We start from the raw sequence: 25,943 nt of genomic DNA, 5'->3' as shown, positions 1-25,943 counted from the left end.
GGCCGGCATCAGATACAGGAGACAGCGCACGATGCGTTCGATCATCGCGGATTCGAAGCGATTGGTGGTGAAGGTGGGCTCGAGCCTCGTAACCAACGACGGTAAGGGGCTCGATCATGCTGCGATCGGCCGCTGGGCGGCCCAGATCGCCGCGCTGCGCGCGCAGGGGAAGGAAGTGGTGCTCGTCAGTTCGGGCGCGATCGCTGAAGGGATGCAGCGGCTCGGCTGGAGCAAGCGTCCGCGCGAGATCGACGAGTTGCAGGCCGCCGCAGCGGTTGGCCAGATGGGGCTCGCGCAAGTCTACGAAAGCCGCTTTACCGAGCACGATATCCGCACCGCGCAGATCCTGCTGACACATGCCGACCTTGCCGATCGCGAACGCTACCTGAATGCGCGCTCGACGCTGCTTACGCTGCTGCGGCTCGGCGTCGTGCCGATCATCAACGAGAACGACACGGTCGTCACCGACGAAATCAAGTTTGGCGACAACGACACGCTCGGCGCGCTGGTCGCGAACCTGATCGAAGGCGATGCGCTGATCATCCTGACCGATCAGTCCGGGCTCTTCACCGCCGATCCGCGCAAGGATCCGAACGCGACGCTGGTCGCGGAAGCCAGTGCGGGCGCACCGGAACTCGAGGCGATGGCGGGCGGAGCCGGCTCGAGCCTCGGCCGCGGCGGAATGCTGACGAAGATCCTCGCGGCGAAGCGCGCAGCGCACAGCGGCGCGAACACCGTGATCGCGAGCGGCCGCGAAGCCGACGTGCTGGTGCGACTGGCGGCGGGCGAGGCGATCGGCACGCAGCTGATCGCGCGCACCGCGCGGATGGCTGCGCGCAAGCAATGGATGGCCGATCATCTGCAGGTACGCGGGCACGTCGTGATCGACGCCGGCGCGGTCGAAAAGCTGACGGCTGGCGGCAAGAGCCTGCTGCCGATCGGCGTGATCGGCGTGCAGGGCGCATTCGCGCGCGGCGAGGTGATCGCATGTGTCGGCCCCGACGGACGCGAAGTGGCGCGCGGTCTCACGAACTACAGCAGCGCGGAAACGAAGCTGATTCACCGCAAGCCGAGCGGCGAGATCGAGGCGGTGCTTGGCTACATGCTGGAACCGGAACTGATTCACCGCGACAACCTCGTGCTCGTGTAATCACTCGGCCAAGGCGTCGCGAGACACTAAAAAAGCCCGCGTTATGCGGGCTTTTTGTTGCGACTGGCGAGAGGCAGGGCCGGGCCGGCGCCCTGCGTCACATCTTCAGCGCAGCTGGCTCATCGCGGTGCGGTGGAACCGGATGTTCTCGAGAATCTGCTGGGTCGTGCCCTGCGGCATCTTGTTCGAGCAGAAGTAGTCCTGGTACAGCGCCGAGTGGTACGCGTTCAGCTCGCCGTTCTCGATGCGACGCCAGTCGTTCTCGACCGTACGGTCCCAGCCGTCGTGATCCGAATTCAGGCCTGCATACTGACGCCATTCGTAGGTGTCGCAGCGGATGCCTTCGTAGTTCACGTTGCGTGCGCCGGCCGGGCTCGTGATGACGACCGCATAGCGCACGACGCCGTCGGTGCCGACCGCGAGCGACTTCGCATCGACGGAGAACTTGAGCGGCGTGTTCTGCGATACGTTGAACGGCAGCAGGTCGCCCGCTTGCGGAAGCGGCGGCAGCGTGTCGACCGGGTTTTCCTTCCAGTTGCCCTGGCGGTCCAGCAGGTACACGAACTCGCTGTCATCCTTGTTGGTCGGCGTCTTCGAATTCGCGCAACCGGCCAGCGTGGCCGCGGCGACAATCGATGCGAGCGCGAGAGCAATCGCTTTCAATATGCATTCCTCGTAAAAAAAGGGCGCGACACAAGGTCGCGCCCGGTCATGCAGTCCGACTCGTCATTTGCCGATGATCTCGCGGGGCGGCATCTCGTCGAGCGTGCTCGCCTCCACTTCGATCTCCGAACAGACCACCGATGTGTCGACAATCGTCAGCGTCTGCTGGACCTGCGCACCGATGACGCGCGGATAGCGCGACGGACGCGGCCCACGCGGCTTTTCGGCTCGCTGCGCCGGGCGGCGCAGGAAGCGCGACAGTTCCGTCAGCGCCAACTGATAGACATCCCGCTTGAACTCGATCACCGCATCGAGCGGCACCCAGTACTCGTTCCAGCGCCACGCATCGAACTCCGGGTGATCGGTCGCGCGCAAGCAAATGTCGCAATCGCGTCCGACCATCCGCAGCAGGAACCAGATCTGCTTCTGGCCGCGGTAATGGCCGCGTACTTCGCGTTTGATGAACTTGTCAGGCACCTCGTAACGCAACCAGTCGCGGGTGCGGCCGATTATCTTGACGTGTTCCGGGTGCAGTCCGGTCTCCTCGTGCAGTTCCCGGTACATCGCCTGCATGGGGGTCTCGCCGTACTTGATCCCACCTTGAGGAAACTGCCAGGAATGCTCGCGGAGCCGCTTGCCCCAAAACACCTCGTTGCGCGCGTTCAAGAGGATGATGCCGACGTTCGGGCGAAAGCCTTCACGATCCAGCATACAACCACCTTCGAATCCTTTAAAATTGCTTTGATTATAAACAGATAACGGGCGCTGCGCACCGTGACGGAGCGAATCCGCGCGGGGTGCACCGGCTGAATTGTCCCTGATTAGTCTGCTACGTCATCTGCGCCATCGTCGTTCGTCGCGCGCAGCTTTTTCACCTTGAAACTTTTTCGGGCGCCCCGCCTGGGGGCGCCGTATTTGGAACCGTCCGCATGAAAGCTTCCCGTTTCTTTATCGGCACCCTCAAAGAAGCACCGGCCGACGCAGAGATCGTCAGCCACAAGCTGATGGTGCGCGCCGGCATGATCCGTCGCGTCGCCGGCGGCATCTACAACTACCTGCCGGTCGGCCTGCGTTCGATTCGCAAGGTCGAGGCGATCGTGCGCGAGGAAATGAACCGGGCAGGCGCCATCGAGCTGCTGATGCCGGCCGTGCAACCGGCCGAGCTGTGGCAGGAATCGGGGCGCTGGGAACAGTACGGCCCGGAACTGCTGCGCTTCAAGGACCGCAAGGACAACGACTTCGTGATCGGGCCGACGCACGAGGAGGTCGTCACCGACATCGCGCGCAACCAGATCAAGAGCTACCGGCAGATGCCGGTGAACTTCTATCAGATCCAGACGAAGTTCCGCGACGAGATTCGTCCGCGCTTCGGCGTGATGCGCGGCCGCGAATTCATCATGAAGGACGCGTATTCGTTCGACAAGGACGCGGCCGGCCTGAACGAGTCGTATCGCAAGATGTATGACGCATACGTGCGCATCTTCACGCGCCTCGGCCTCGAGTTCCGCGCGGTCGCGGCCGACAGCGGCTCGATCGGCGGCAACTTCTCGCACGAGTTCCACGTGATCGCCGATACCGGCGAAGACGCGATCGCCTACTGCCCGACGTCCGACTTCGCGGCGAACGTCGAAGCGGCCGAAGCGCTGCCGCTGACGCCCGCGCGCGCCGCACCGGCCGAAGCGATGGAGAAGGTTTCGACGCCCGGCAAGGCGAAGTGTGAGGCCGTCGCCGAACTGCTGGCGATCCCGCTCGAGCGCACGATCAAGTCGATCGTGCTTGCCACCGACAACGAAGGCGCCGAGCCGACCATCTGGCTCGTGATGCTGCGCGGCGACCACGATCTGAACGAGATCAAGGTGTCGAAGCTGCCGGGGCTGAAGAACCACCGCTTCGCGACCGAGCAGGAAATCGTCGAGTGGTTCGGCACGCCGCCGGGCTATCTCGGCCCGGTCGGCACGAAGAAGCCGGTGAAGGTGATCGCCGATCGCACGGCCGCGAACATGAGCGATTTCGTCGTCGGCGCGAACGAGGTCGACTATCACATCGCGGGCGTGAACTGGGGCCGCGACCTGCCGGAGCCGGACGTCGCCGACGTGCGCAACGTGAAGAAAGGCGATCCGTCGCCGGACGGCAAGGGCGAGATCGACATCTGCCGCGGCATCGAAGTCGGCCACGTGTTCCAGCTCGGCACCAAGTACTCGGAAGCGATGGGCGCGACGTTCCTCGACGAATCGGGCAAGCCGCAGCCGATGCTGATGGGCTGCTACGGCGTCGGCGTCACGCGCATTCTCGGCGCGGCGATCGAACAGAACTTCGACGACCGCGGCATCATCTGGCCCGAGTCGATCGCTCCGTTCGAGGTCGTGCTGTGCCCGATGGGCTACGATCGCAGCGACATGGTTCGCGAGGCGGCCGACAAGCTGTACGCGGAACTGGCCGCTGCCGGCATCGACGTGATCCTCGACGATCGCGGCGAGCGCCCGGGCGTAATGTTCGCCGACTGGGAACTGATCGGCGTGCCGCATCGCCTGGTGATCGGCGAGCGTGGCCTGAAGGAGGGCAAGATCGAGTATCAGGGCCGCCGCGACGCCGAAGCGACGCTGCTGCCGGCCGACGCGGCCGCGGCGACGGTGACGGAGAAGATCCGCGCCGCGCTCGCGCGCTAAGCGCTGCAACCGGGGGACACGGTGGAATACACCTTCCTGTCGGCCACCGTGCTCCTCGTGCTGATCACGGATCCGCTCGGCAACATTCCGCTGTTCATCACGGCGATGCGGGACGTGCCGCGCGAGCGGCGCGTGAAGCTGATTCTGCGTGAAGTGGGGATCGCGTTCGTGATCCTGCTGTTCTTCATGGTGGTCGGCGATCGTTTCCTGCGGATGATGAGCCTCACCGACCTGTCGCTGCGGCTCGGCGGCGGGATCGTGCTGTTCCTGATCGCGCTGCGGATGATCTTCCCGCATCCGGACGGCGCGCTCGGCAGCGATCCGCGCGCAGGCGGCGAGCCGTTCATCGTGCCGCTCGCTATTCCGGCGCTTGCCGGGCCGTCCGCGCTCGCGACGGTAATGCTGCTCACGTCGCAGGCGCCGGGCAAGATGTTCGAGTGGGTCGGCGCGCTGACGGTCACGATGATCGTCTGCGCGATCACGCTGGTGCTGGCTGAAAGGATTCAGGCGTGGCTCGGCGAGCGGACCGTCGCCGCGTTCGAGCGGCTGATGGGCCTCGTGCTTGTCGCGATCTCGGTCGAGATGCTGCTGGCCGGCATTCGCGCGTTCGTGCACCAGTTGCAGCCGTAGCGCGGGCGTTGCGGTCGATGAAAAAAAGCGGCGCTCCGGGAAACCGGAGCGCCGCTTTCCATTTATATGGCGGGCAGGGCGGCGATCACACGTTCGCGGTCAGCGCGCGGATCGTCGGCAGATTGCGCCAGTAGCCCTTTGCGTCCATCCCGCAGCCGAACACGTAGCGGTCCGGCACCGAGAAGCCGCAAAAGTCGGGGTGCAGCGGTTTCGCCTTCGTAAGCGTCTTCTCGCACAGCACGGCGGACATGAAGCGCTTCGCGCCCATGTCGAGGATGCGGTCGCGGATCGCCGCCATCGTCTCGCCTTCGTCGAGGATGTCGTCGAGCACGAGCACGATCCGGTCCTTCACCGATTCGCGCGGCGCGACGCGCCAGTGCATCTCCGGGCTGCCCTGCGTCGTGTTGCGGTAGCGGGTCAGGTGGATGTAGTCGAATTCCAGCGGGAAATCGAGATGCGGCAGCAGCATCCCGGTAAACACCGCGGCGCCGCCCATCACCGAGAGCACGAGCGGGAACGCGTCGCCGATGTCGGCGCGGATCGCGTCGGCCATCCGGGCGATCGATGCGTTGACGGCATCGGCCGAGACGATCTCTTCGGAGTGGTCGAAAATGTGGAGGGCTTCTTCGCGGTTCATGTGTTCTGGCGGGCAGTCGGTATACAAATAAGGATGAAGCAGAACGGCCGGCGCGCGCTACGGCAAAAACCCGCGCGCCGACCGACGGGCGGAATCAGCGCATGCCGGGCATCATGCCCTTCAGGCCGCGCATCATCTTCTGCATGTTGCCGCCCTTCAGCTTCTTCATCATCGTACGCATCTGGTCGTACTGGTTCAGCATCCGGTTGACTTCCTGCACCGGCACGCCCGCGCCGGCTGCAATGCGGCGCTTGCGCGTCGCCTTGATGATTTCGGGTTTCGCGCGCTCGGCGGGCGTCATCGAGCTGATGATCCCTTCCATGCGGCGGATCTGCTTCTCGGCCTGGCCCATGTCGGCGCCGGCCGCCGCCTGCTGGAACTGCGCGGGCAGCTTGTCCATCAGCGACGACAGGCCGCCCATGTTCTTCATCTGCGAGATCTGCGCGCGGAAATCGTTCAGGTCGAAGTCGCCGCCTTTCTTCACCTTGTCGGCGAGCTTCTGCGCGGCCTGCACGTCGACGCCGCGCTGAGCCTCCTCGACGAGCGCGAGGATGTCGCCCATGCCGAGGATCCGGTTCGCCATCCGGTCCGGGTGGAACACCTCGAGGCCGTCGAGCTTCTCGGCGACGCCGACGAACTTGATCGGCTTGCCCGTGATGTGGCGCACCGACAGCGCGGCACCGCCGCGCGAATCGCCGTCGAGCTTGGTTAGCACGACGCCGGTGAGCGGCAGCGTGTCGTTGAACGCCTTCGCGGTGTTGACCGCGTCCTGACCGAGCATCGCGTCGACGACGAACAGCGTTTCGGCCGGCTTCAGCGTGCCGTGCAGCGCGGCGATTTCCTGCATCATCGCCTCGTCGATACCGAGGCGGCCGGCCGTGTCGACGATCAGCACGTCATGGTAGTGGCGCTTCGCCCAGTCGACGGCCGCGAGTGCGATGTCGACGGGCTTCTGGTCCGGCGTCGACGGGAAGAAATCGGCGCCGACCTGTTCGCTCACCGTTTTCAGCTGCATGATGGCGGCCGGGCGATACACGTCGCACGACACCGTCAGCACCTTCTTCTTGTACTTCTCGCGCAGCAGCTTCGCGAGCTTGCCGGCGGTCGTCGTCTTGCCGGCGCCCTGCAGGCCGGCCATCAGGATCACGGCGGGCGGCGTGACGGCGAGGTTCAGCTCGGCGGCCTTGCCTTCGTAGTCGCCGCCGATCACGGCGGTCAGTTCCTTCTGGACCACGCCGACGAGCGCCTGACCCGGCGACAGGCTGCTGATCACTTCCTCGCCGAGCGCCTTTTCCTTGACCTTGGCGATGAATTCGCGAACGACGGGCAGCGCGACGTCGGCTTCCAGCAGCGCGAGACGCACCTCGCGGAGCATCTCCTGGGTGTTCGCCTCGGTGAGCCGGGCCTCGCCGCGCAGCGTCTTGACGACGCGCGCCATCCGTTGAGTGAGATTGTCGAGCATGGGGAGCGATGGACAGTGGGGCCCGAAGGCGCAACGGAACCGAACAAAGGGAGCCGTCGCGGGAAGGGGGCCTAGTGTAAACTTCGAACATGGATATTGTACTGTATGCCCTCACCGCATTCCTGTACGGCGGCCTCGCCGTCGCAGGCTGGCGCACGCACCGCCAGGGCGCGACCTCGCTCGTCGCGAGCGTGCCGGCCGTGCCGGTTCCGGCGTCCGCCGCGTCGGGGATGAGCGGGGCCGGCCGCGCACTGCTGTTCGCGGCGCTCGTCGCGCACGGCGTGCTGCTGCACATGACGATTTTTCCGCACGACGCGATGGTCTTCGGCTTCGCGTTCGCGCTGTCCGCGATGTTCTGGCTCGGCGCCGGCATCTACTGGATCGAGAGCTTCTTCTTCCCGCTCGACAGCCTGCGCCTGCTGGTGCTGCCGCTCGCGTGCGGCGCGTCGCTGCTGCCGCTTGTGTTCGGCGGCGTGCGGGTGCTGCCTTATGCCGCAGCGCCGCTGTTCAAGATGCACTTCCTGATCGCGAACATCGCGTACGGCCTTTTCGCGATCGCCGCGCTGCACGCGGTCCTGATGCTGATGGTCGAGCGGCGCCTGCAGTCGCTGAGGAGCGGCGGGCGCGACGGCTCGACCGGCTGGATCGCGAGCTGGCTCGAAACGCTGCCGCCGCTGCTCACGCTCGAGAAGCTGCTGTTCCGCCTGATCGGCGCCGGCTTCGTGCTGCTGACGCTGACGCTCGCGTCGGGGATCCTGTTCAGCGAGCAGGTCGATGCGCGCGCGCTGCGGCTCGATCACAAGACCGTGTTCGCGGTGCTGTCGTGGCTGATGTTCGGCGGCCTGCTGGTCGCCCACAAGACGTCGGGCTGGCGTGGGCGCGGCGCCGCGCGCTGGGTGCTCGTGTCGTTCGCCGCGCTGCTGCTCGCGTATGTCGGCAGCCGGTTCGTTTTCGAGGTGCTGCTGCACCGCTCCGTGGTTTGAACGCAGGTTTCCGATGCGACAGATTCTTCTCCTGATCCTTCTCTTCTTCGCGGGTTCGTGGCTCACGCGCAAGCTGCGCCAGGCGCAGGAGCACGCGCAGGCGCGCAACGGCCGCGGTGGCGGCTTCGACGGCGCGCCCGGTTCCGGCAGCGCCGGGACGGCACGCCCGAACGGCGATGCGCGCTCGCTGCCCGAACCGATGGTGCGCTGTGCCGAATGCGGCGTGCATACGCCGAAGGGCGACGCCGTCGCCGCGGGCGGCGAATACTTCTGCAGCACCGAGCACGCGCAGCGCCACGGCGCACACGCGAGCGGCCGCGACGCCCGATGAGCGACGCAGCGCTGCTGTCGGTCGACGCGCACGGCTGGGTGCGCGAAGCGCGCCACGCGCCGTCGCCGAATTTCGAGGCGCGGCCCGCGGGCGCGGTGCCGACGCTCGTCGTCGTCCACAACATCAGCCTGCCGCCCGGCGAGTTCGGCGGCGACGCGATCGAGGCGCTGTTCCTGAATCGCCTCGATTGCGATGCGCACCCTTATTACCAGAGCCACCTGCGCGGCGTGCGCGTGTCCGCGCATTTCCTGATCCGTCGCGACGGTGAGCTCGTGCAGTTCGTGTCGTGCGACGAGCGTGCATGGCATGCGGGCGCGTCCGAGTTCTTCGGCCGGCCGCGCTGCAACGACTTCTCGATCGGCATCGAGCTCGAAGGCGCGGACGACGTGCCGTTCGACGCGGCGCAGTACGCGACGCTCGGCGTGCTCGCGCGCACGCTTGCCGCGCGCTATCCGATCGATGCGGTGGCCGGGCATTCCGACGTCGCGCCGGGCCGCAAGACCGACCCGGGACCGCACTTCGATTGGCAACGCTTCGCAGGCGATGCCGGCTTTTCCGCCGAATACTTTCCTTTCCGTCAGCACTGAGCGCAGGGTTTTTTGACCGGGGAAAGTTTTTTCTCCGACCAATGCCTTGTCGTGTCTGCGCGCGAGCGATGTCAAGACCTCCATCGCAAATTATCCGTTTTGACCTCGTCCGAATGTCCACTATACTTGGTGCCAGTTGAGCAGTTCTGTACTAGATATAGTGTGTGTCGCAGGGGAAACCCGAGCGGCACCGGCCGGCGGGCAACGCCGGCGGACAGGGTTCTCAGGGCGGCGCGCCAGGCCGGGCGGTCCGGGCGTCGCGATCAAGCGCAGCGAACTTCGACGGGGCAGGGTATACATGACGAAGCACACGACCGGAACGGTTGTCGCGCATCGACCGAACCGGCTTCCCCGACGCATCGCTCGCCTCTTACCGCTCGCGCACGCCATTGCGCAGCGTTCGTTTTAATCCGCGGTTCTCTCCGCACCATCCAACACCAGGAGCTTTGCACATGCAAACCACCGACAACGCGACGTCCCAGTACGAGAGCGCCTCGAGCCGTCCGCTCGGCGGGACCGAACAGGGCGCACAGGCGCTCGCGCCGCAGGCCACGTTCGCCGACTACAAGGTGATCCGCCGCAACGGCAGCGTGGTGTCGTTCGAGCCTTCGAAGATCGCGATTGCGGTGACCAAGGCTTTCCTGGCCGTCAACGGCGGGCAGGGCGCGGCATCGGCGCGCGTACGCGAACTCGTCGAGCAGCTGACGCACAACGTCGTGCGCGCGCTCGTGCGCAGCCGTCCGAACGGCGGTACGTTCCATATCGAAGATATCCAGGACCAGGTCGAACTCGCGCTGATGCGCGGCGGCGAGCACAACGTCGCGCGTGCGTACGTGCTGTATCGCGAGAAGCGTCACCTCGAGCGTCAGCATGCGGGCGAGGAAGCAGCGGCCGCGGGCGGCGAGGCGAGCACCGGCATCAACGTCGTCGACAACGGCGTCACGCGTCCGCTCGACCTGAACGCGCTGCGTGCGTTGATCGTGTCGGCGTGCGACGGCCTCGGCGCTGCGGTTAACCCTGACCCGATCGTCGCGGAAACGGTGAAGAACCTGTACGACGGCGTGCCGATGAGCCAGGTCTACGACTCGGCGATCCTCGCTGCGCGCACGATGATCGAAAAGGATCCGGCATACAGCCAGGTCACGGCCCGCATCCTGCTGCACACGATCCGTCGCGAGATCCTCGGCGAGGAAGTGGTCCAGGCCGAAATGTCGGCCCGCTACGCCGAATACTTCCCGCAGTTCCTGAAGCGCGGCGTCGACGCCGGCCTGCTCGACGACAAGCTGCTGCAGTTCGACCTGAAGCGTCTGGGCGAAGCGCTCGACGCGAACCGCGATCTGCAATTCGGCTACCTCGGCCTGCAGACGCTGTACGACCGCTACTTCCTGCACGTCGACGGCGCCCGCATCGAAATGCCGCAGGCATTCTTCATGCGCGTCGCGATGGGCCTGTCGCTGAACGAGATCGACCGCGAAACGCGCGCGATCGAGTTCTACAACGTGCTGTCGAGCTTCGACTTCATGAGCTCGACGCCGACGCTGTTCAACTCGGGCACCCACCGCTCGCAGCTGTCGTCGTGCTACCTGACGACGGTCGCGGACGACCTCGACGGCATCTATGAAGCGCTGAAGGAAAACGCGCTGCTGTCGAAGTTCGCCGGCGGCCTCGGCAACGACTGGACCCGCGTGCGCGCACTCGGCTCGCATATCAAGGGCACGAACGGCAAGTCGCAAGGCGTGGTCCCGTTCCTGAAGGTCGTCAACGACACGGCCGTCGCGGTCAACCAGGGCGGCAAGCGCAAGGGCGCGGTGTGCGCGTACCTGGAATCGTGGCACCTCGACATCGAGGAATTCCTCGAGCTGCGCAAGAACACGGGCGACGACCGCCGCCGTACGCACGACATGAACACGGCGAACTGGATTCCCGACCTGTTCATGAAGCGCGTGATGGAAGGCGCCGACTGGACGCTGTTCTCGCCGTCGACCTGCCCGGATCTGCACGACAAGTTCGGCGCGGAGTTCGAGAAGGCTTACACGGCTTACGAAGACAAGGTAGCGCGCGGCGAGATCAAGCTGTTCAAGAAGATCCCGGCGCAGCAACTCTGGCGCAAGATGCTCGGCATGCTGTTCGAAACCGGCCACCCGTGGATCACGTTCAAGGATCCGTGCAACGTGCGCTCGCCGCAACAGCACGTCGGTGTCGTCCATTCGTCGAACCTGTGCACGGAAATCACGCTGAACACGAGCGACACCGAAATCGCGGTGTGCAACCTGGGCTCGGTGAACCTCGTCGCCCACCTGGTGAAGCAGGCCGACGGCAGCTACGCGCTCGACCACGACAAGCTGAAGCGCACGATCAGCGTCGCGATGCGCATGCTCGACAACGTGATCGACATCAACTACTACGCGGTGCCGAAGGCGCGTAACTCGAACCTGAAGCACCGTCCGGTCGGCATGGGCATCATGGGCTTCCAGGACTGCCTGCACCTGCTGCGCACGCCGTACGCGTCGGAAGCGGCCGTCGAGTTCGCCGATCGTTCGATGGAAGCGGTCTGCTACTACGCGTACTACGCGTCGACCGAGCTGGCCGAGGAACGCGGCCGCTACTCGAGCTACCGCGGCTCGCTGTGGGATCGCGGCATCCTCCCGCAGGACACGCTGAAGCTGCTGACGGAAGCGCGCGGCGGCTACGTCGAGGTCGACACGTCCGAGTCGCTCGACTGGACGACGCTGCGTTCGCGGATCGCCGCGCACGGCATGCGCAACTCGAACTGCGTCGCGATCGCGCCGACGGCGACGATCTCGAACATCATCGGCGTGTCGGCATGCATCGAGCCGACCTTCCAGAACCTGTACGTGAAGTCGAACCTGTCGGGCGAATTCACGGTGGTCAACGAGTACCTCGTTCGCGACCTGAAGGAACGCGGCCTGTGGGACGAAGTGATGGTCGCCGACCTGAAGTACTTCGACGGCATGCTGTCGCGCATCGACCGCATCCCGGCCGACCTGCGCGCGATCTACGCGACCGCGTTCGAAGTCGACCCGACGTGGCTGGTCGAAGCGGCGTCGCGTCGTCAGAAGTGGATCGACCAGGCGCAGTCGCTGAACATCTACATGGGCGGCGCGTCGGGCAAGAAGCTCGACGAGGTCTACAAGCTCGCATGGCTGCGCGGTCTGAAGACGACCTACTACCTCCGCACGATGGCGGCGACGCACGTCGAGAAGTCGACGGTCGCACACGGCGCGCTGAACGCAGTGCCGACGAGCGGCGGCTCGAGCAGCGGCGGCGCGCAAGGCGCGGCAGGCGGCTTCGGTGCGGCGGGCGGCGATGCATCGTCGGGCGCGATCAATGCTGCACCGGCGCTGGCGCCGGTCGAAGCAGACGGTCCGGTGTGCACGATGCGTCCGGGCGATCCGGGCTTCGACGAGTGCGAAGCCTGCCAGTAACGCGGCGCGCATGACCTGAAGAAGGTTCGGGCGGCGCGCACGGCAACCGATCGAGGTTGAAGTGTGCGCCGCTCTCTACTAAAAAAATGATAAGGAATCTGTAACGCGGCACTTGCGTTGCAGGCAGTGACAAGCGATCGAAACATCCCCGACGACGTCGCGTTTCGATCAGCGTTCGATGCGTCGAGCGCACCTCGCGATACATGCGTGACACGCGTCGCGCTCTGCATGAACGACGATGCGTTGCTCAAAGTGTTGTATCGAGGTCGCAACGCGAATCGAAAAAAGGATTTTTCGTGAGCGAACCCTTTTATCGCTCAGGAAAAGATGGTACAAACCGTTCTAAATTGATGGTGAGAATTTATGCTCAACTGGGATGACGAGAAGACTGCCGTAACCCCCGCGAGCGGAGCGCAGCAAAACGCGATGCGCACCTCCGCAGGGATGGCTGTCGGACTGCAGGCTGCAACGCCTGCCGCCCATCAGGTCCGCGACATTTTCGAAGGCGATCTTGCGGTGCCGCCGCAAGCATCGGCTGTTCCCGCTGGCGGTTCGGAAGCGCGGGTCAATGTCGCCGACAAACGCATCATCAACGGCCAGACTGACGTCAATCAGCTGGTGCCGTTCAAGTACAAGTGGGCGTGGGAAAAGTATCTGGCGGGTTGCGCGAACCACTGGATGCCGCAGGAAATCAACATGTCCCGCGACATCGCACTGTGGAAGGACCCGAACGGTCTGACCGAGGACGAGCGCCGCATCGTCAAGCGCAACCTCGGCTTCTTCGTGACGGCCGATTCGCTCGCCGCGAACAACATCGTGCTCGGCACGTACCGCCACATCACGGCGCCCGAATGCCGGCAGTTCCTGCTGCGCCAGGCGTTCGAGGAAGCGATCCACACGCACGCGTATCAATACATTGTCGAATCGCTCGGTCTCGACGAAGGCGAGATCTTCAACGCGTACCACGAGGTCACGTCGATCCGCGCGAAGGACGAATTCCTGATCCCGTTCATCCACACGCTGACGGACCCGGCCTTCAAGACCGGCACGCTCGAAGCGGATCAGAAGCTGCTGAAGTCGCTGATCGTGTTCGCCTGCATCATGGAAGGCCTGTTCTTCTATGTCGGCTTCACGCAGATCCTCGCACTCGGCCGCCAGAACAAGATGACGGGTGCTGCAGAGCAATATCAGTACATCCTGCGTGACGAGTCGATGCACTGCAATTTCGGCATCGACCTGATCAACCAGATCAAGCTCGAGAACCCGCATCTCTGGACCGCGGAATTCCGCGCCGAGATCCGCGAGCTGTTCAAGCAGGCTGTCGAACTCGAATACCGCTACGCCGAGGACACGATGCCGCGCGGCGTGCTGGGTTTGAACGCGTCGATGTTCAAGAGCTATCTGCGCTTCATCAGCAACCGTCGTTGCCAGCAGATCGGCCTCGATCCGCTGTTCCCGAACGAGGAAAACCCGTTCCCGTGGATGAGCGAGATGATCGACCTGAAGAAGGAACGCAACTTCTTCGAGACGCGTGTGATCGAGTATCAGACGGGCGGTGCGCTGTCCTGGGAATAACCCGCAGCAGCGAACCCGTCACATGATGGAGCAGCCGGCGGCCTCTCGGTCCCGGCCCAAGGTTTAGGAGCAAGAACGCCTGATGCAAAGCATGCCCGGTGCCTTATCGGCCCAACGACATGATCGGCACTTTGCGAACCCTTCAGTGGGATGGGCAAACTTCCCTCCGGAAAAAGCGGGCGGCCGTGTGGCGGTCCGCTTGATCAAGCGATTAGGGGTAGCGGCGCGAGGTGCGCCGGCTACCGACTTGATTTGGCGCGCGAGGCCATGGGGTCACGCGCGCCATACCGTATTCATTAGCGTAAGCGCGTGGTATCCGCGTACGCCGATGAATAGCCCGCTTCGAAGCGCACGTCCTGAACAGCGTCCGCGGGAAGCGGGTTTTGACGAAGGGTGTAGTTTGAACTGACTCTCATCTGAACCTGAAGGAGAACAACATGGCTACTGCCAAGAAAAAACCGGCTGCTAAGAAGGTTGCTGCCAAGAAGACCGTTGCGAAGAAGGCTGCTGCTCCGGCGAAGAAGGCCGCTGCGGTGAAGAAGGTTGCTGCGAAGAAGGTCGCGGTGAAGAAGGTTGCCGCGAAGAAGGCAGCACCGGCGAAGAAGGCCGCTGCGAAGAAGGTCGCGGCAAAGAAGGTCGCAACGAAGAAGGTTGCAGCCAAGAAGGTCGCTGCGAAGAAAGTCGCGGTGAAGAAGGTTGCCGCGAAGAAGGCAGCACCGGCGAAGAAGGCCGCAGCGAAGAAGGTTGCAGCCAAGAAGGTCGCAGTGAAGAAGGTTGCTGCGAAGAAGGCCGCACCGGCGAAGAAGGCTGCTGCGAAGAAGGCAGCGCCGGCGAAGAAGGCTGCCGCGAAGAAGGCTGCGCCTGCGAAGAAGGCCGCTGCGAAGAAGGCTGCTCCTGCCAAGAAGGCTGCGCCTGCGAAGAAGGCTGCCGCTGCACCGAAGGCTGCCGCACCGAAGGCCGCTGCCCCGGCGAAGAAGGCTGCTGCTCCGAAGAAGGCCGTCGTGAAGAAGGCTGCACCGGCAACCACCGCGTCGACCGCATCGGTCGCGCCGGCATCGGGCGTGAAGACCGCGCTCAACCCGGCAGCGGCATGGCCGTTCCCGACCGGCAGCCGTCCGTAATCGCGGCTGACCCGTACCACCCGGACACTCACGTGGTGTCCGCGGGTTGAGTAGCGCTACTCAATCGGTCCCGCCATCTGGCTCAGGTGGCGGGATTTTTTTCGTCCGTATTCGTCGATGCGTCGACCGGCTGTCGGGCACGGACGAAAAAAAACGCATGTGCAGCTTCGCACATGCGTTCGACCGCGGCTTGCGCCGCATGCTGAGGATGCTCGTTAGTGCGTGACGCGCGTGACGCCGCCGCTCGACAGCAGTCGCACACGCTCGCCGGCGCGGAACACTTCGCCGCTCGCCGCCTGCGTGATCGAGCGCAGGTCGCCGTTGTCGAGGCGCACGGTGATTTCGACACCGTTCGCCGTGCTGAGGTTTTCGCCGACCGCGTTGCCCGCGACGGCGCCGACGAGACCGCCCGCGATGGCCGTCAGGATCGACCCCTTGCCGCCGCCGATCGCGCTGCCCGCGACCGCGCCGAGCGCACCGCCACCCAGCGTGCCGATCGCGCTGCCGCCGCCGTCGGACTGGATGCGCACGGCACGGACGCTTTCGACCGTGCCCATGCGGACGGTCTGTTCGCGCTGCGCCTGACCGACGCTATAGACATCTGCCGAGCCCGGCGCCGTGAAGCAGCCCGCGAGCGTCAGCGTGGCCGTCAGCATGGCGGCGAGCGTGAGGGTTTTCTTGGTCATCATTTTTGATCTCCCACAATATTCATTTGAGACTGTACCCGAAGGCAGCCTCGAAACGCGCGTCGATTTCGGCGCGCGTCAGTGCGTAAGTTTGAGGCCCCTGGTGAGCGATCTTGATCGAGCCCATCAGGCTCGCGAGGCGGCCCGTGGTCGCCCAGTCGAGGCCATTCTCGATGCCGTACAGCAGGCCGCCACGGAAGGCGTCGCCGCAGCCGGTCGGATCGACGACACGCTCGGCTTGCACGACCGGAATCTGTTCTTCGCCGTTTTTGTGAAGAATAGTGGAGCCGTGCTCGCCGCGCGTGATGATCAACGCCTGAACTCGGCTGGCGATTTCCTGTTCGGACCAGCCCGTCTTGTCGCTGACGAGTTTGCCCTCGTAGTCGTTGACCGCCACGAAGGTCGCGAGTTCAATGATGCGGCGCAGCGTCGCACCATCGAACAGCGGCAGGCCCTGGCCCGGATCGAAGATGAACGGGACGCCGGCCTTTGCGAATTGCTCGGCGTGCTGGACCATCCCGTCGAAGCCGTCCGGCGCGACGATGCCGAGCTTCACGCCCGACACTTCGTCCGCGCGGTTCAGGTGCGACTGCATCATCGCGCCCGGGTGGAATGCGGTGATCTGGTTGTTCTCGAGATCGGTCGTGATCATCGCCTGCGCGGTGTGCGTTTCGGGCACCACGCGCACGCTGGCCCTGGACAGGCCGAGGCTGTCGAGACGCTCGAGATAACGATCGGCGTCGTTCGCGCCGACCGTCGCCATGATGCGCGCGTCGCCGCCGAGCATGTGCAGCGCGTAAGCGATGTTCCCCGCGCAACCGCCGAATTCGCGACGCATCGTCGGCACGAGGAAGCTCACGTTCAGAAGGTGAACCTGGTCGGGCAGGATGTGCTCGCGAAACCGGCCTTCGAAGGTCATGATGTTGTCGTAGGCGAGCGAGCCGCAAATCAGCGTAGTCAAGGCGTGCGTTCCTGTAGAGAGCAAAAGGAAGCGGCCGCCCGGCCGGCGCGCCGAGGCCGTCGGGCCTCGCGCGGCAGCGCCGGGCGGCAGCGGGTTACTTCAGTGCGGCGAGCGCTGCGTCGTAGTTCGGCTCGTCCTTGATCTCGCCGACGAGTTCCGCGTGGATCACCTTGTCCTGCGCGTCGAGCACGACGACCGCGCGGGCCGTCAGGCCGTTCAGCGGGCCGCTCGTCACGTCGACGCCGTACGCGTTCGCGAACGCGCGGGCGCCGCGGAACGTCGAAGCCGTCACGACGTTCGCGAGGCCTTCCGTCGTGCAGAAGCGCGTGGCGGCGAACGGCAGGTCGCCGGATACGACGATCACGACCGTGTTGTCGAGCGACGACGCGGCTTCGTTGAACTTGCGGGTCGACGTTGCGCAGGTCGGCGTGTCGAGGCTCGGGACGATGTTCAGCACCTTGCGCTTGCCGGCGAAGCTGGCGAGCGACAGATCGGCGAGGTCCTTGCCGACCAGCTTGAAGTCGGGGGCTTGCGAGCCGACGGCCGGGAACGTGCCGGCGAGATCGATCGGGTTGCCACCCAGCGTAACTTTGCTCATGTTCGTGCTCCGAAATAGCGCGCCGCTGCGGCGCGCGGGTTGAGACGGCGCGCATGCGCGCGCCGCGGGGCGTCACGGATAGAAGATCTGGACGCGGAAATTCGAGGCGGGCGCGCCGTTCGTGTCGAGACGGACGACCATCGTCCGCGTCGTGCCGGGCGGCAGCCCGGCGTCGATCGGCGTGCCCGGGCGGACGTAGTCGCGCGGCGCGAGCACGCGGCGCACGGTCACATGATTCGTGTCGTCGAGCAGCGTCAGCTCGAGCGACGGGTAGGCGAGTGCGACGCGGTAGCGGTTCGTCAGCGGCACCTTCAACTCCAGCACGCGCGGGCCGTCGAGCTGGCGCAGGTCGGCCGCGTCGAGCCGCAGCCCGTCGATCGCGCGTGGCGGCGTGACCGTGCAGCCGAGCGGCGCGCACGCCTGCCGGAACCAGCCCTGCGTGACCGGCCAGTCGATCATCACGGTTTCGCGCTGCCACCACGCGAGTTGCGCGACGAGCAGCACCGCGAGCGCGGCGGCGACGAGTCCGCCGAAAAAGCCGCCGAGCATCCCGCGTCGCTGCGGCGCGCGCGTCTCGCGGGTCACGGCGAAGTGCGGGCGATCGTCGTCGGCCAGTGCGGCGGGGAAGGGCGCGGCCGGTTGGACGGCCGCTTCGCCGGCGGCCGCGGCCGGTGCGGGGGCGCGCTCGTCGGCGTCGGCGCCGGGTTCAGGGACGGCTTGCGCCGGCGTGAATGCGAAGCGCGGTTCGCGCGGTGCGCGTTCGTCGTCGGGTACGGAGAAGTGCGCGTTGCCGACAGGTTCGTCCGCGTCGGCGGTTGACGGCGTGTGCGCGACGAAGCGCGGTTCGCGCAGGTCGGGTTCGGCGGGTGGCGTGGCCCGCGATGCGCCGGATGAGTCGGTTTCGTGGCGCGCCCAATCCGGCTCGGCCGACGCGACAGCGTGCAGTTCGGCCGGAGCCGATGCGATCGGGGCAGGCGTGCCGGACAGGTGGACGACGCCGGCGTCCATGGCCGGCAGCGCGAGCGGTACCAGCGGCTCGGTGCGCACGGTCTGCACGGTGTGCTGCAGGGATGGGTCGACGCCGGCATCGAGCCACGGCGCCCACATGTCCCAGCCTTCGGGCTGGTAGTCGGAACCGGACGTCGGCTCGACCGGTGCGTCGGTGGCGAAGAGCCGCGCGGGCGCGGCTTCGTGTTGCGGTACGGCGGCGGCCGGCCCGGCCGGTGCCGCTTCGGTCAGCGCAGGCTCGGGAACGAGCGACTGCGACGCGTTGAAGACCTGATGGCAGTGTCCGCAGCGCACGAGCCCGTCATGCAGCGAGAGCTGTTCCTGCTGCAGCCGGAAGACGGTTTCGCAATGAGGGCAGCGCGTCGCAAGAAGCATGTCGAGCCGGGCGGCCTGCTGGCCAGAGTGAAGGACAGCGCTATTCTAATGGCTTTCCCGCCGCGTTCCGGCGAGGCATACCCAACCTTCGTGTTCGCGCCAGACCGAGATGTCGACGTAGCGCGCATAGACGGCCGCGACTTCGTCCGCCTGGCGCGCGAGCACGCCCGACAGCGCGATGCGCCCGCCCGGTTTCACCTTCGATGCGAGCATCGACGCCATCAGTTTCAGCGGGTTCGACAGGATGTTGGCGACGACGATGTCGAATTCACCGGCCGGGCATGCGTCGGGCAGCCCGTACGTGACTTCCGCGTGGTTGCGTTCGCTGTTCTGCCGCGCCGATTCGACCGCTTGAGGATCGATGTCGATGCCGACCACGGGGTTCGCCCCGCATTTCTTCGCGAGGATCGCGAGAATGCCCGAGCCGCAACCGTAGTCGAGCACGGACTGGCCGGGCTTCACCGACTGTTCGAGCCACTCCATGCACAGGCGCGTGGTCGGGTGGCTGCCCGTGCCGAACGCGAGGCCGGGGTCGAGTTCGAGGATCAGCGCGTCGGGGTCGGGTGCGTCGTGCCACGACGGCACGACCCAGATCCGCTCGCCGATCGGAATCGGCTCGAATTGCGACTGCGTGAGCCGCACCCAGTCCTGTTCCTCGACTTCGCGTACGTCGAACTTCGGCGTCTCGGCGACGCCGATCTCGTTCGCGGCCGCCGCGAGCAGCACGGCCGGATCGTGATCGGGCGACAGCAGCGCGATCACGCGCGAGTGCTGCCATGCGGTGCGTTCGGGAACGAGGCCCGGCTCGCCGAAGAGCGGCTGTTCGTCGGGCGTGTCGGCGTCGGCGTCCTCGACGGACACCGACAGCGCGCCCAGGTCGAGCAGCGCGTCGGACAGCGCCTCCGCATGCTCACGGGCCAGTTCGACGACGAGTTCGCGATAGCTCATGCTTACGCTTCTTCCGGTGCGACCTGCTGCTTCTGGGCGAGCCGGTGTTCGAGATAGTGGATGCTGGTGCCGCCTTCGACGAACTTCGAGTCGATCATCAGCTCGCGGTGCAGCGGGATGTTGGTCTGGATGCCTTCGACGACCATCTCCGACAGCGCGATGCGCATCCGGCGGATCGCCTGGTCGCGCGTCGCGCCGTAGGTGATCAGCTTGCCGATCATCGAATCATAGTTCGGCGGCACGAAATAGCCATTGTAGGCGTGCGAGTCGACGCGCACGCCGGGGCCGCCCGGCGTATGCCACGACGTGATCCGACCCGGCGACGGCGTGAACTTGAACGGATCTTCCGCGTTGATCCGGCATTCGATCGCATGTCCGCGGAACTGGATGTCGCGCTGGCGCAGCGCGATCTTCTCGCCGGCCGCGATGCGGATCTGTTCCTGGACGATGTCGACGCCCGTGATCATCTCCGACACCGGGTGCTCGACCTGCACGCGCGTGTTCATCTCGATGAAGTAGAACTCGTTGTTCTCGTACAGGAATTCGAACGTGCCCGCGCCGAGATAGCCCATCTTCTTGCACGCGTCCGCGCAGCGGTCGCCGATGCGCTCGATCAGGCGGCGCGGAATGCCGGGTGCCGGCGCTTCCTCGATCACCTTCTGGTGACGGCGCTGCATCGAGCAGTCGCGCTCGCCGAGCCAGATCGCATTCTTGTGCGCGTCCGACAGCACCTGGATTTCGATGTGGCGCGGGTTCTCGAGGAACTTCTCCATGTACACCTGCGGGTTGCCGAACGCACGGCCGGCTTCCTCGCGGGTCATGTTGACCGCATTGACCAGCGCGGCCTCGGTGTGCACGACGCGCATCCCGCGCCCGCCGCCGCCGCCCGCTGCCTTGATGATGACCGGATAGCCGATCGCGCGGGCAATCTTCACGATCTCCTTCGGATCGTCCGGCAACGCGCCTTCCGAACCCGGCACGCACGGCACGCCGGTCTTGATCATGGTCTGCTTCGCGGTGACCTTGTCGCCCATCAGGCGGATCGTTTCCGGACGCGGGCCGATGAACGTGAAGCCCGACTGCTCGACGCGTTCCGCGAAGTCGGCGTTCTCCGACAGGAAGCCGTAGCCGGGGTGGATCGCCTCGGCATCGGTGACTTCCGCGGCGCTGATCAGCGCCGGCATGTTCAGGTAGCTCAGGTTCGACGGGGCCGGGCCGATACAAACGGCTTCGTCCGCGAGGCGGACGTACTTGGCTTCCTTGTCGGCTTCCGAGTAGACGACCACCGTCTTGACGCCGAGCTCGCGGCACGCGCGCTGGATGCGCAGCGCGATTTCACCGCGGTTGGCAATGAGGATTTTTTCAAACATAGCGAGTATTCGTCTCTTCGAGGGGCGCGCGAACGGCGCCTGGCGAGCATCGGCGGTGCGCGGCCGGACAGGCCGCGCGGCGGGCTTAGCCGATCACGAAAAGCGGCTGGCCGTATTCGACGGCCTGGCCGTTCTCGACGAGGATTTCCTTGATCACGCCGGCCTTGTCCGACTCGATCTCGTTGAGCAGCTTCATCGCTTCGATGATGCAGATGGTCTGGCCTTCCTTGACCGTGTCACCGACCTGGGTGAACGGGTCCGCGCCCGGCGACGGTGCGCGATAGAACGTGCCGACCATCGGCGACGTCACGACGTGGCCTTGCGGCACGGCGGGCGCGGCAGCGGCGCCTGCGGCCGGCGCGGCAGCCGCGCCTTCGGTCGGCAGCGCGACCGCCGGGGCCGGTGCGCTGACCTGCGGGGCAAATCCGCCCGTCGGCTGGACATAGACCGGCGGCGCGTTCTTGACGATACGCACCTTGCCTTCGCCTTCCGTCACTTCCAGCTCGGAGATGCCGGATTCGGAGACGAGGTCGATCAGAGTTTTCAGCTTACGAAGATCCATCGGGAATTCCCCTTTCAATACGTGAAAGCGCCGGTGGGACCGGCGCTGAATCTAGATCGCGAAATCAGCCGCGCGACGTGCCTTGCAGCTTGTCGAGCGCGTACTCGAGCGCGTACAGATAACCTTTCCAGCCGAGCCCGCAGATCACGCCTTCGGCCTGGTCGGAAAAGTAGGAGTGGTGCCTGAACGCTTCGCGGCGGTGCACGTTCGACAGATGAACCTCGACGAACGGGATGCCAACACCGGCGATCGCGTCCCGGATCGCGACGCTCGTGTGCGTATACGCGGCGGGATTGATCAGGATGAAATCGGTCTGTTCCTCCCGCGCGGCCTGGATGCGGTCGACGAGCGCGCCTTCATGGTTGCTCTGGAACGACGACAGTTCGGCGCCGGCTTCCTGCGCCCGCGCGGCAAGCGCCTGATCGATCTGCGCGAGCGTGACGCGGCCGTACACCTCCGGTTCCCGGGTGCCGAGAAGGTTCAGGTTGGGGCCGTGCAGCACCAGCAATCGTGTCATGGTCGCTTCTATTTCTGCGGAATTGCGCGAACTTTAGCGCTATTTAGAGAAATTTGTCTAGTTTTGCCGAACGGCCGCGCGCGCCGGACCTGCAAGAATTACCGGTGCGGCCGCAAAGTATCAGCGAATTCCCGTGAAATTGCGCCGATCGACGCATAAATCGCCGCCAACGCGCAGGCAGCCGTTCAGGGCGATCACAACGCGTCGAGGGTCTTTTTCAGCTCGGCCGGTTGGATTTGTCCCAATTTTGTCTCGCGAATCTTGCCGGTTTCGTCGATGACGACCGTAAACGGCAGCGCGCCGGCGGTATTTCCAAAATTGCGGGCCAGATCAGCGCCCGCATAACCGCTGACGAAAACCGGATAGTCGACCTTCACCTTCTGCAGAAAGTTCTTCACGTTCTGGTCGGAATCGACGCCGATCCCGATGAAACGAATGCCCTTCTGCTTGTATTGGTGCGACAGCGCGACGAGTTCCGGCATCTCTTCGACGCACGGGCCGCACCACGACGCCCAGAAATTGACCACGACCTTCTGGCCCTTGAAGGAAGCGAGCGTCGCCGGCTTGCCGTCGACGCCGGTCAGCGACGCGGCCCACAGCTGGTCGACCGGGCTGCCTTTCGCTGTGGAGGCGGCGACGGCGACGCCGTCATCGGCGCCGCCGCCGCGGAACCAATGGCCGGCGGCGAGCCCGCCGGCGACGGCGGCGGCCGCGACCACCGCGAGCGCCAACATGCGTTTCATCATCATCGTTGAATCATTCCGGTTCGGAAGGGGCGTTGCTGGCCTCGAGCAGCGCGCGCAACACGGTGGCGTCGGCGCGGGCGACCCGGCCGCGGGCGTCGGCCTTGACCGCGCCGCGCAGGTCGTCGCTCGCGTAGAGCGCGACGTGAATGCCGATCGCGTCCACGTCGCGCCGCGGGCGCCACAGGAAGCTGAGCGTCTCGACGTCGGCGCGACCGGCGAAATGCCGCGTTTCGGACACGTCGTACTGAACGTTCTGGTTCAGCAGGTAGATCGCGACGTCCTTCGGGTTGTCGGTGAATATCTGCAAATGGATGTCCGAATGCGCGTTCGCGGTGCCGTTCAGCACCGCGCCCGTCACGTACGGATTGAACTCGGCGAGCCGGCGCATCCAGTCGAGCGCGATCTCGCGCAGGCGGCGCAGTTCGTCCGGCTGCGTGTCGCCCTGGAACAGGGCGAGGTACTCGCGCAGTTCTTCCTCGATCAGGTCGTTATCCGGCAGCCATTCGCCGGCAACGCGCGTATCGCCGAACAGCTGGCGCGCGGCCTTGCGTTTCGCGCCGGCGTAATCGAGGCCGTCTTCCGCGATCAGGCGGGCGGCGGACTGGGCAATTTCCTCGCGGGCGCGCCGCGGGTCGACAAGAGGTTTGCGAGACATGATCCGGCAATCATACTCGATCGCCGCCGCGGCCGAACGCGGTGCGGCCGGGTGCCGCCCGCCGCGCCGCGCGGCGTTCGGATCCATCGTTCGGGCCGCCGGGCAGGGCGGGCCGTCAGTTACAATGACGGTCTTTGTGTCGCGGCGAAAGTCGTTGGCCGGGCGGCCTGTCCGGCGTGCCGCAGACCTTCCTTTCCGAATCGACGGCGCCCGGCGGCGCGAAAGCATTCATCTATGCACATCCACATTCTTGGCATCTGCGGCACCTTCATGGGCGGTCTCGCCGTGCTCGCGCGCGAGGCGGGCCACACGGTGACGGGTTGCGACGCGGGCGTCTATCCGCCGATGAGCACGCAGCTCGAAGCCCAGGGCATCACGCTGATCGAGGGCTACGGCGCCGAGCAGATCGACCTGAAGCCCGACCTGTTCGTGATCGGCAACGTCGTCACGCGCGGCAACCCGCTGATGGAGGCGATCCTCGATCGCGGCCTGCCGTATGTATCGGGCCCGCAATGGCTCGGCGAGCACGTGCTGGCCGGCAAATGGGTGCTGGCGGTCGCGGGCACGCACGGCAAGACGACCACGTCGTCGATGCTCGCGTGGCTGCTGGAAGATGCAGGCCTGAACCCGGGCTTCCTGATCGGCGGCGTGCCGCTGAACTTCGGCGTGTCGGCGCGGCTGACCGATTCGAGTTTCTTCGTGATCGAGGCCGACGAATACGACACGGCGTTCTTCGACAAGCGCTCGAAGTTCGTCCACTACCGGCCGCGCACCGCGGTGCTCAACAATCTCGAATTCGATCACGCCGACATCTTCCCGGATCTCGCCGCGATCGAAACGCAATTCCATCACCTCGTGCGCACCGTGCCGGGCGTCGGCCGGATCGTGACCAACGGCCGCTCGGACGCGCTGGAGCGCGTGCTCGCGCGCGGCTGCTGGAGCGAGGTCGAGCGCTTCGGCGTCGACGGCGGCTGGCAGGCGCTGCCTGCCGAGGACGGCGTGCCGGTCGACGAGCGTTTCGCGGTGTATTTGCAGGCCGAGCGCGTCGGTGAGGTCGCGTGGCAGGTGCAGGGCGACCACAACCGGATGAACGCGCTCGCGGCGATCGCCGCCGCGCGCCACGTCGGCGTACCGCCCGCGCAGGCCGCCGAATCCCTCGCATCGTTCCGCAACGTGAAGCGGCGCATGGAAGTGCGCGGCAGCGTGGACGGCGTGACCGTCTACGACGACTTCGCGCACCATCCGACCGCGATCGAAACGACGATCGCCGGTCTTCGTGCGCGCATCGGCCGTCAAAGTTCCCGCATTCTCGCCGTGCTCGAGCCGCGTTCGAACACGATGAAGCTCGGCGTGATGAAGGCGCAACTGCCGGCAAGCCTCGCCGACGCCGACCTGGTGTTCGGCTACGGTGCCCCGACCGGGCGCGACGCGCTCGGCTGGAACCTCGCCGACGCGCTCGCGCCGCTCGGCGACAAGGCCCGCGCGTTCGACGATCTCCACCTGCTGGTGAAGTCGGTCGTCGAGGCCGCGCGCCCGGGCGACCACGTGCTCGTGATGAGCAATGGCGGCTTCGGCGGCGTGCACCAGAAGCTGCTCGACGCGCTCGGGAGCCGCGCGTGATCCTGTACCTGCACGGATTCCGGTCGTCGCCGGAGTCGCAGAAGTCGCGGCTCCTCGCCGCGCGCATGGCCGAACTCGGCCGCACGCACGAGTGGCGCTGCCCGTCGCTGTCGGTGTCGCCGCTCGAGGCGATCGCCGTCGCGGAAGCCGAGGTGGCCGGTGCGCGCGACGTGACGGTGATCGGCAGCTCGCTCGGCGGCTACTACGCGACCTGGCTCGCCGAAAAGCACGGCTGGAAGGCGGTGGTGCTGAATCCGGCGATCGTGCCGCAACGCGATCTCGAGCAGTATCTGGGCGAACAGCCGCTGTGGCACGGCGGCGGGTCGATCGTCGTCGAACGCCATCACCTGCACGAGCTCGATGCGCTGCGCGTGCCGGCGATTTCGCGGCCCGAACGCTACTATCTGTTCGCGGCGACGGGCGACGAAGTGCTGGACTATCGCGAGATGCTCGCCCATTACCCGGGCGCGAAAACGCGCGTGATCGAAGGCAGCGATCATGGAATCAGCGAATTTGCCGACTATGTCGACGACGTTCTCGCCTTTTGCGACGAAAGAACGTCATGAACCCGGCGTCATGCCGATCGAATTCCCATCATCATGCGGCGCCGCCGATGCGGCGCCCGGCAGTCTGAACGAGAGTACTG

General features: G+C 65.7%; 26 protein-coding genes. 12 read left to right on the top strand and 14 right to left on the bottom strand.

Annotation, left to right across the window (positions count from 1 at the left end; genetic code table 11):
- The first annotated feature begins 31 nt into the window (after positions 1-31).
- Entirely contained in the window at positions 32-1,150 is a 1,119-nt protein-coding gene (proB, locus tag WS45_RS16110) for a glutamate 5-kinase (protein ID WP_059681797.1), read from the top strand.
- 105 nt (positions 1,151-1,255) lie between these two features.
- On the opposite strand, the gene WS45_RS16105 is transcribed toward proB, so the two are convergent.
- Positions 1,256-1,813 (bottom strand): CNP1-like family protein, encoded by a 558-nt coding sequence (locus WS45_RS16105; protein ID WP_059465329.1) that lies wholly within the window; start codon positions 1,811-1,813, stop codon positions 1,256-1,258.
- A 63-nt stretch (positions 1,814-1,876) separates the two neighbouring features.
- Entirely contained in the window at positions 1,877-2,524 is a 648-nt protein-coding gene (locus WS45_RS16100) for an RNA pyrophosphohydrolase (RefSeq protein WP_059535199.1), read from the bottom strand.
- A gap of 218 nt (positions 2,525-2,742) precedes the next feature.
- On the opposite strand from WS45_RS16100, the gene WS45_RS16095 reads away from it, so the two are divergent.
- Together WS45_RS16095 and WS45_RS16090 are read left to right on the top strand one after the other, a co-directional pair.
- Positions 2,743-4,479 (top strand): proline--tRNA ligase, encoded by a 1,737-nt coding sequence (locus tag WS45_RS16095; RefSeq protein WP_059700726.1) that lies wholly within the window; start codon positions 2,743-2,745, stop codon positions 4,477-4,479.
- Between the two features lie 21 nt (positions 4,480-4,500).
- On the top strand, positions 4,501-5,109 hold the full coding sequence (locus tag WS45_RS16090) for a MarC family protein (RefSeq protein WP_040143346.1): 609 nt from the start codon (positions 4,501-4,503) through the stop codon (positions 5,107-5,109).
- Between the two features lie 85 nt (positions 5,110-5,194).
- Here the strand turns inward: WS45_RS16090 and WS45_RS16085 are convergent, their stop codons facing one another.
- Positions 5,195-5,746: a hypoxanthine-guanine phosphoribosyltransferase gene (locus WS45_RS16085; protein ID WP_059535202.1), complete on the bottom strand. Its 552-nt coding sequence runs from the start codon at positions 5,744-5,746 to the stop codon at positions 5,195-5,197.
- A gap of 94 nt (positions 5,747-5,840) precedes the next feature.
- Complete coding sequence (gene ffh / locus WS45_RS16080) at positions 5,841-7,208, bottom strand: signal recognition particle protein (protein ID WP_059465333.1); 1,368 nt, start codon at positions 7,206-7,208, stop codon at positions 5,841-5,843.
- 89 nt (positions 7,209-7,297) lie between these two features.
- Here ffh and WS45_RS16075 point away from each other — a divergent pair, with 89 nt between their 5' ends.
- The 7 genes from WS45_RS16075 to WS45_RS16050 all read left to right on the top strand — a co-directional run bounded on the left by WS45_RS16075 (position 7,298) and on the right by WS45_RS16050 (position 15,251).
- On the top strand, positions 7,298-8,191 hold the full coding sequence (locus WS45_RS16075) for a cytochrome C assembly family protein (protein WP_059535204.1): 894 nt from the start codon (positions 7,298-7,300) through the stop codon (positions 8,189-8,191).
- Between the two features lie 13 nt (positions 8,192-8,204).
- Positions 8,205-8,522, top strand: a complete 318-nt coding sequence (locus WS45_RS16070) for a PP0621 family protein (protein WP_059700725.1) — start codon at positions 8,205-8,207, stop codon at positions 8,520-8,522.
- Positions 8,519-9,109: a 1,6-anhydro-N-acetylmuramyl-L-alanine amidase AmpD gene (gene ampD / locus WS45_RS16065; RefSeq protein WP_059608190.1), complete on the top strand. Its 591-nt coding sequence runs from the start codon at positions 8,519-8,521 to the stop codon at positions 9,107-9,109. Before WS45_RS16070 ends, ampD begins: the two co-directional genes overlap by 4 nt.
- Before the next feature lie 452 nt (positions 9,110-9,561).
- The gene (locus tag WS45_RS16060; protein WP_059535210.1) at positions 9,562-12,555 is read left to right on the top strand and encodes a ribonucleoside-diphosphate reductase subunit alpha; all 2,994 of its coding nucleotides are present in this window, start codon (positions 9,562-9,564) and stop codon (positions 12,553-12,555) included.
- Positions 12,556-12,918: 363 nt separating this feature from the next.
- Positions 12,919-14,130, top strand: coding sequence for a ribonucleotide-diphosphate reductase subunit beta (locus WS45_RS16055; protein WP_059535212.1), 1,212 nt, complete (start codon positions 12,919-12,921; stop codon positions 14,128-14,130).
- 82 nt (positions 14,131-14,212) lie between these two features.
- Complete coding sequence (locus tag WS45_RS33615; RefSeq protein WP_082721943.1) at positions 14,213-14,539, top strand: hypothetical protein; 327 nt, start codon at positions 14,213-14,215, stop codon at positions 14,537-14,539.
- Between the two features lie 28 nt (positions 14,540-14,567).
- On the top strand, positions 14,568-15,251 hold the full coding sequence (locus WS45_RS16050) for a histone H1-like DNA-binding protein (protein WP_059451920.1): 684 nt from the start codon (positions 14,568-14,570) through the stop codon (positions 15,249-15,251).
- A gap of 215 nt (positions 15,252-15,466) precedes the next feature.
- Here the strand turns inward: WS45_RS16050 and WS45_RS16045 are convergent, their stop codons facing one another.
- The 10 genes from WS45_RS16045 to WS45_RS16000 all read right to left on the bottom strand — a co-directional run bounded on the left by WS45_RS16045 (position 15,467) and on the right by WS45_RS16000 (position 23,677).
- Positions 15,467-15,940: a glycine zipper 2TM domain-containing protein gene (locus WS45_RS16045; RefSeq protein ID WP_059535216.1), complete on the bottom strand. Its 474-nt coding sequence runs from the start codon at positions 15,938-15,940 to the stop codon at positions 15,467-15,469.
- 19 nt (positions 15,941-15,959) lie between these two features.
- The gene (locus WS45_RS16040; RefSeq protein ID WP_059535217.1) at positions 15,960-16,898 is read right to left on the bottom strand and encodes a carbohydrate kinase family protein; all 939 of its coding nucleotides are present in this window, start codon (positions 16,896-16,898) and stop codon (positions 15,960-15,962) included.
- A 94-nt stretch (positions 16,899-16,992) separates the two neighbouring features.
- Positions 16,993-17,496: a thiol peroxidase gene (gene tpx, locus WS45_RS16035; protein WP_059535219.1), complete on the bottom strand. Its 504-nt coding sequence runs from the start codon at positions 17,494-17,496 to the stop codon at positions 16,993-16,995.
- A gap of 72 nt (positions 17,497-17,568) precedes the next feature.
- Positions 17,569-18,879, bottom strand: a complete 1,311-nt coding sequence (locus WS45_RS16030; RefSeq protein ID WP_059700724.1) for a DUF3426 domain-containing protein — start codon at positions 18,877-18,879, stop codon at positions 17,569-17,571.
- A gap of 45 nt (positions 18,880-18,924) precedes the next feature.
- The gene (gene prmA, locus WS45_RS16025; protein WP_059535223.1) at positions 18,925-19,827 is read right to left on the bottom strand and encodes a 50S ribosomal protein L11 methyltransferase; all 903 of its coding nucleotides are present in this window, start codon (positions 19,825-19,827) and stop codon (positions 18,925-18,927) included.
- A gap of 2 nt (positions 19,828-19,829) precedes the next feature.
- A complete protein-coding gene (gene accC, locus WS45_RS16020) occupies positions 19,830-21,197 on the bottom strand; it encodes an acetyl-CoA carboxylase biotin carboxylase subunit (RefSeq protein WP_059535225.1) in 1,368 nt (455 codons plus the stop codon).
- Positions 21,198-21,282: 85 nt separating this feature from the next.
- Complete coding sequence (gene accB, locus WS45_RS16015) at positions 21,283-21,759, bottom strand: acetyl-CoA carboxylase biotin carboxyl carrier protein (protein WP_059535226.1); 477 nt, start codon at positions 21,757-21,759, stop codon at positions 21,283-21,285.
- Positions 21,760-21,823: 64 nt separating this feature from the next.
- Positions 21,824-22,276, bottom strand: coding sequence for a type II 3-dehydroquinate dehydratase (gene aroQ, locus WS45_RS16010; protein WP_057926821.1), 453 nt, complete (start codon positions 22,274-22,276; stop codon positions 21,824-21,826).
- Between the two features lie 194 nt (positions 22,277-22,470).
- Complete coding sequence (locus tag WS45_RS16005) at positions 22,471-23,025, bottom strand: TlpA family protein disulfide reductase (RefSeq protein ID WP_059700723.1); 555 nt, start codon at positions 23,023-23,025, stop codon at positions 22,471-22,473.
- 7 nt (positions 23,026-23,032) lie between these two features.
- Entirely contained in the window at positions 23,033-23,677 is a 645-nt protein-coding gene (locus tag WS45_RS16000) for a hypothetical protein (RefSeq protein ID WP_059700747.1), read from the bottom strand.
- Positions 23,678-23,911: 234 nt separating this feature from the next.
- Here WS45_RS16000 and mpl point away from each other — a divergent pair, with 234 nt between their 5' ends.
- Positions 23,912-25,297: a UDP-N-acetylmuramate:L-alanyl-gamma-D-glutamyl-meso-diaminopimelate ligase gene (mpl, locus tag WS45_RS15995; protein ID WP_059700722.1), complete on the top strand. Its 1,386-nt coding sequence runs from the start codon at positions 23,912-23,914 to the stop codon at positions 25,295-25,297.
- Positions 25,294-25,863: a YqiA/YcfP family alpha/beta fold hydrolase gene (locus tag WS45_RS15990; RefSeq protein WP_059700721.1), complete on the top strand. Its 570-nt coding sequence runs from the start codon at positions 25,294-25,296 to the stop codon at positions 25,861-25,863. Before mpl ends, WS45_RS15990 begins: the two co-directional genes overlap by 4 nt.
- Positions 25,864-25,943: the final 80 nt, after the last annotated feature.

The sequence above is a fragment of the Burkholderia sp. RF2-non_BP3 genome (assembly GCF_001522185.1).
Classification (GTDB): domain Bacteria; phylum Pseudomonadota; class Gammaproteobacteria; order Burkholderiales; family Burkholderiaceae; genus Burkholderia; species Burkholderia diffusa.
This window is presented reverse-complemented; position numbering and strand designations above follow the sequence as displayed.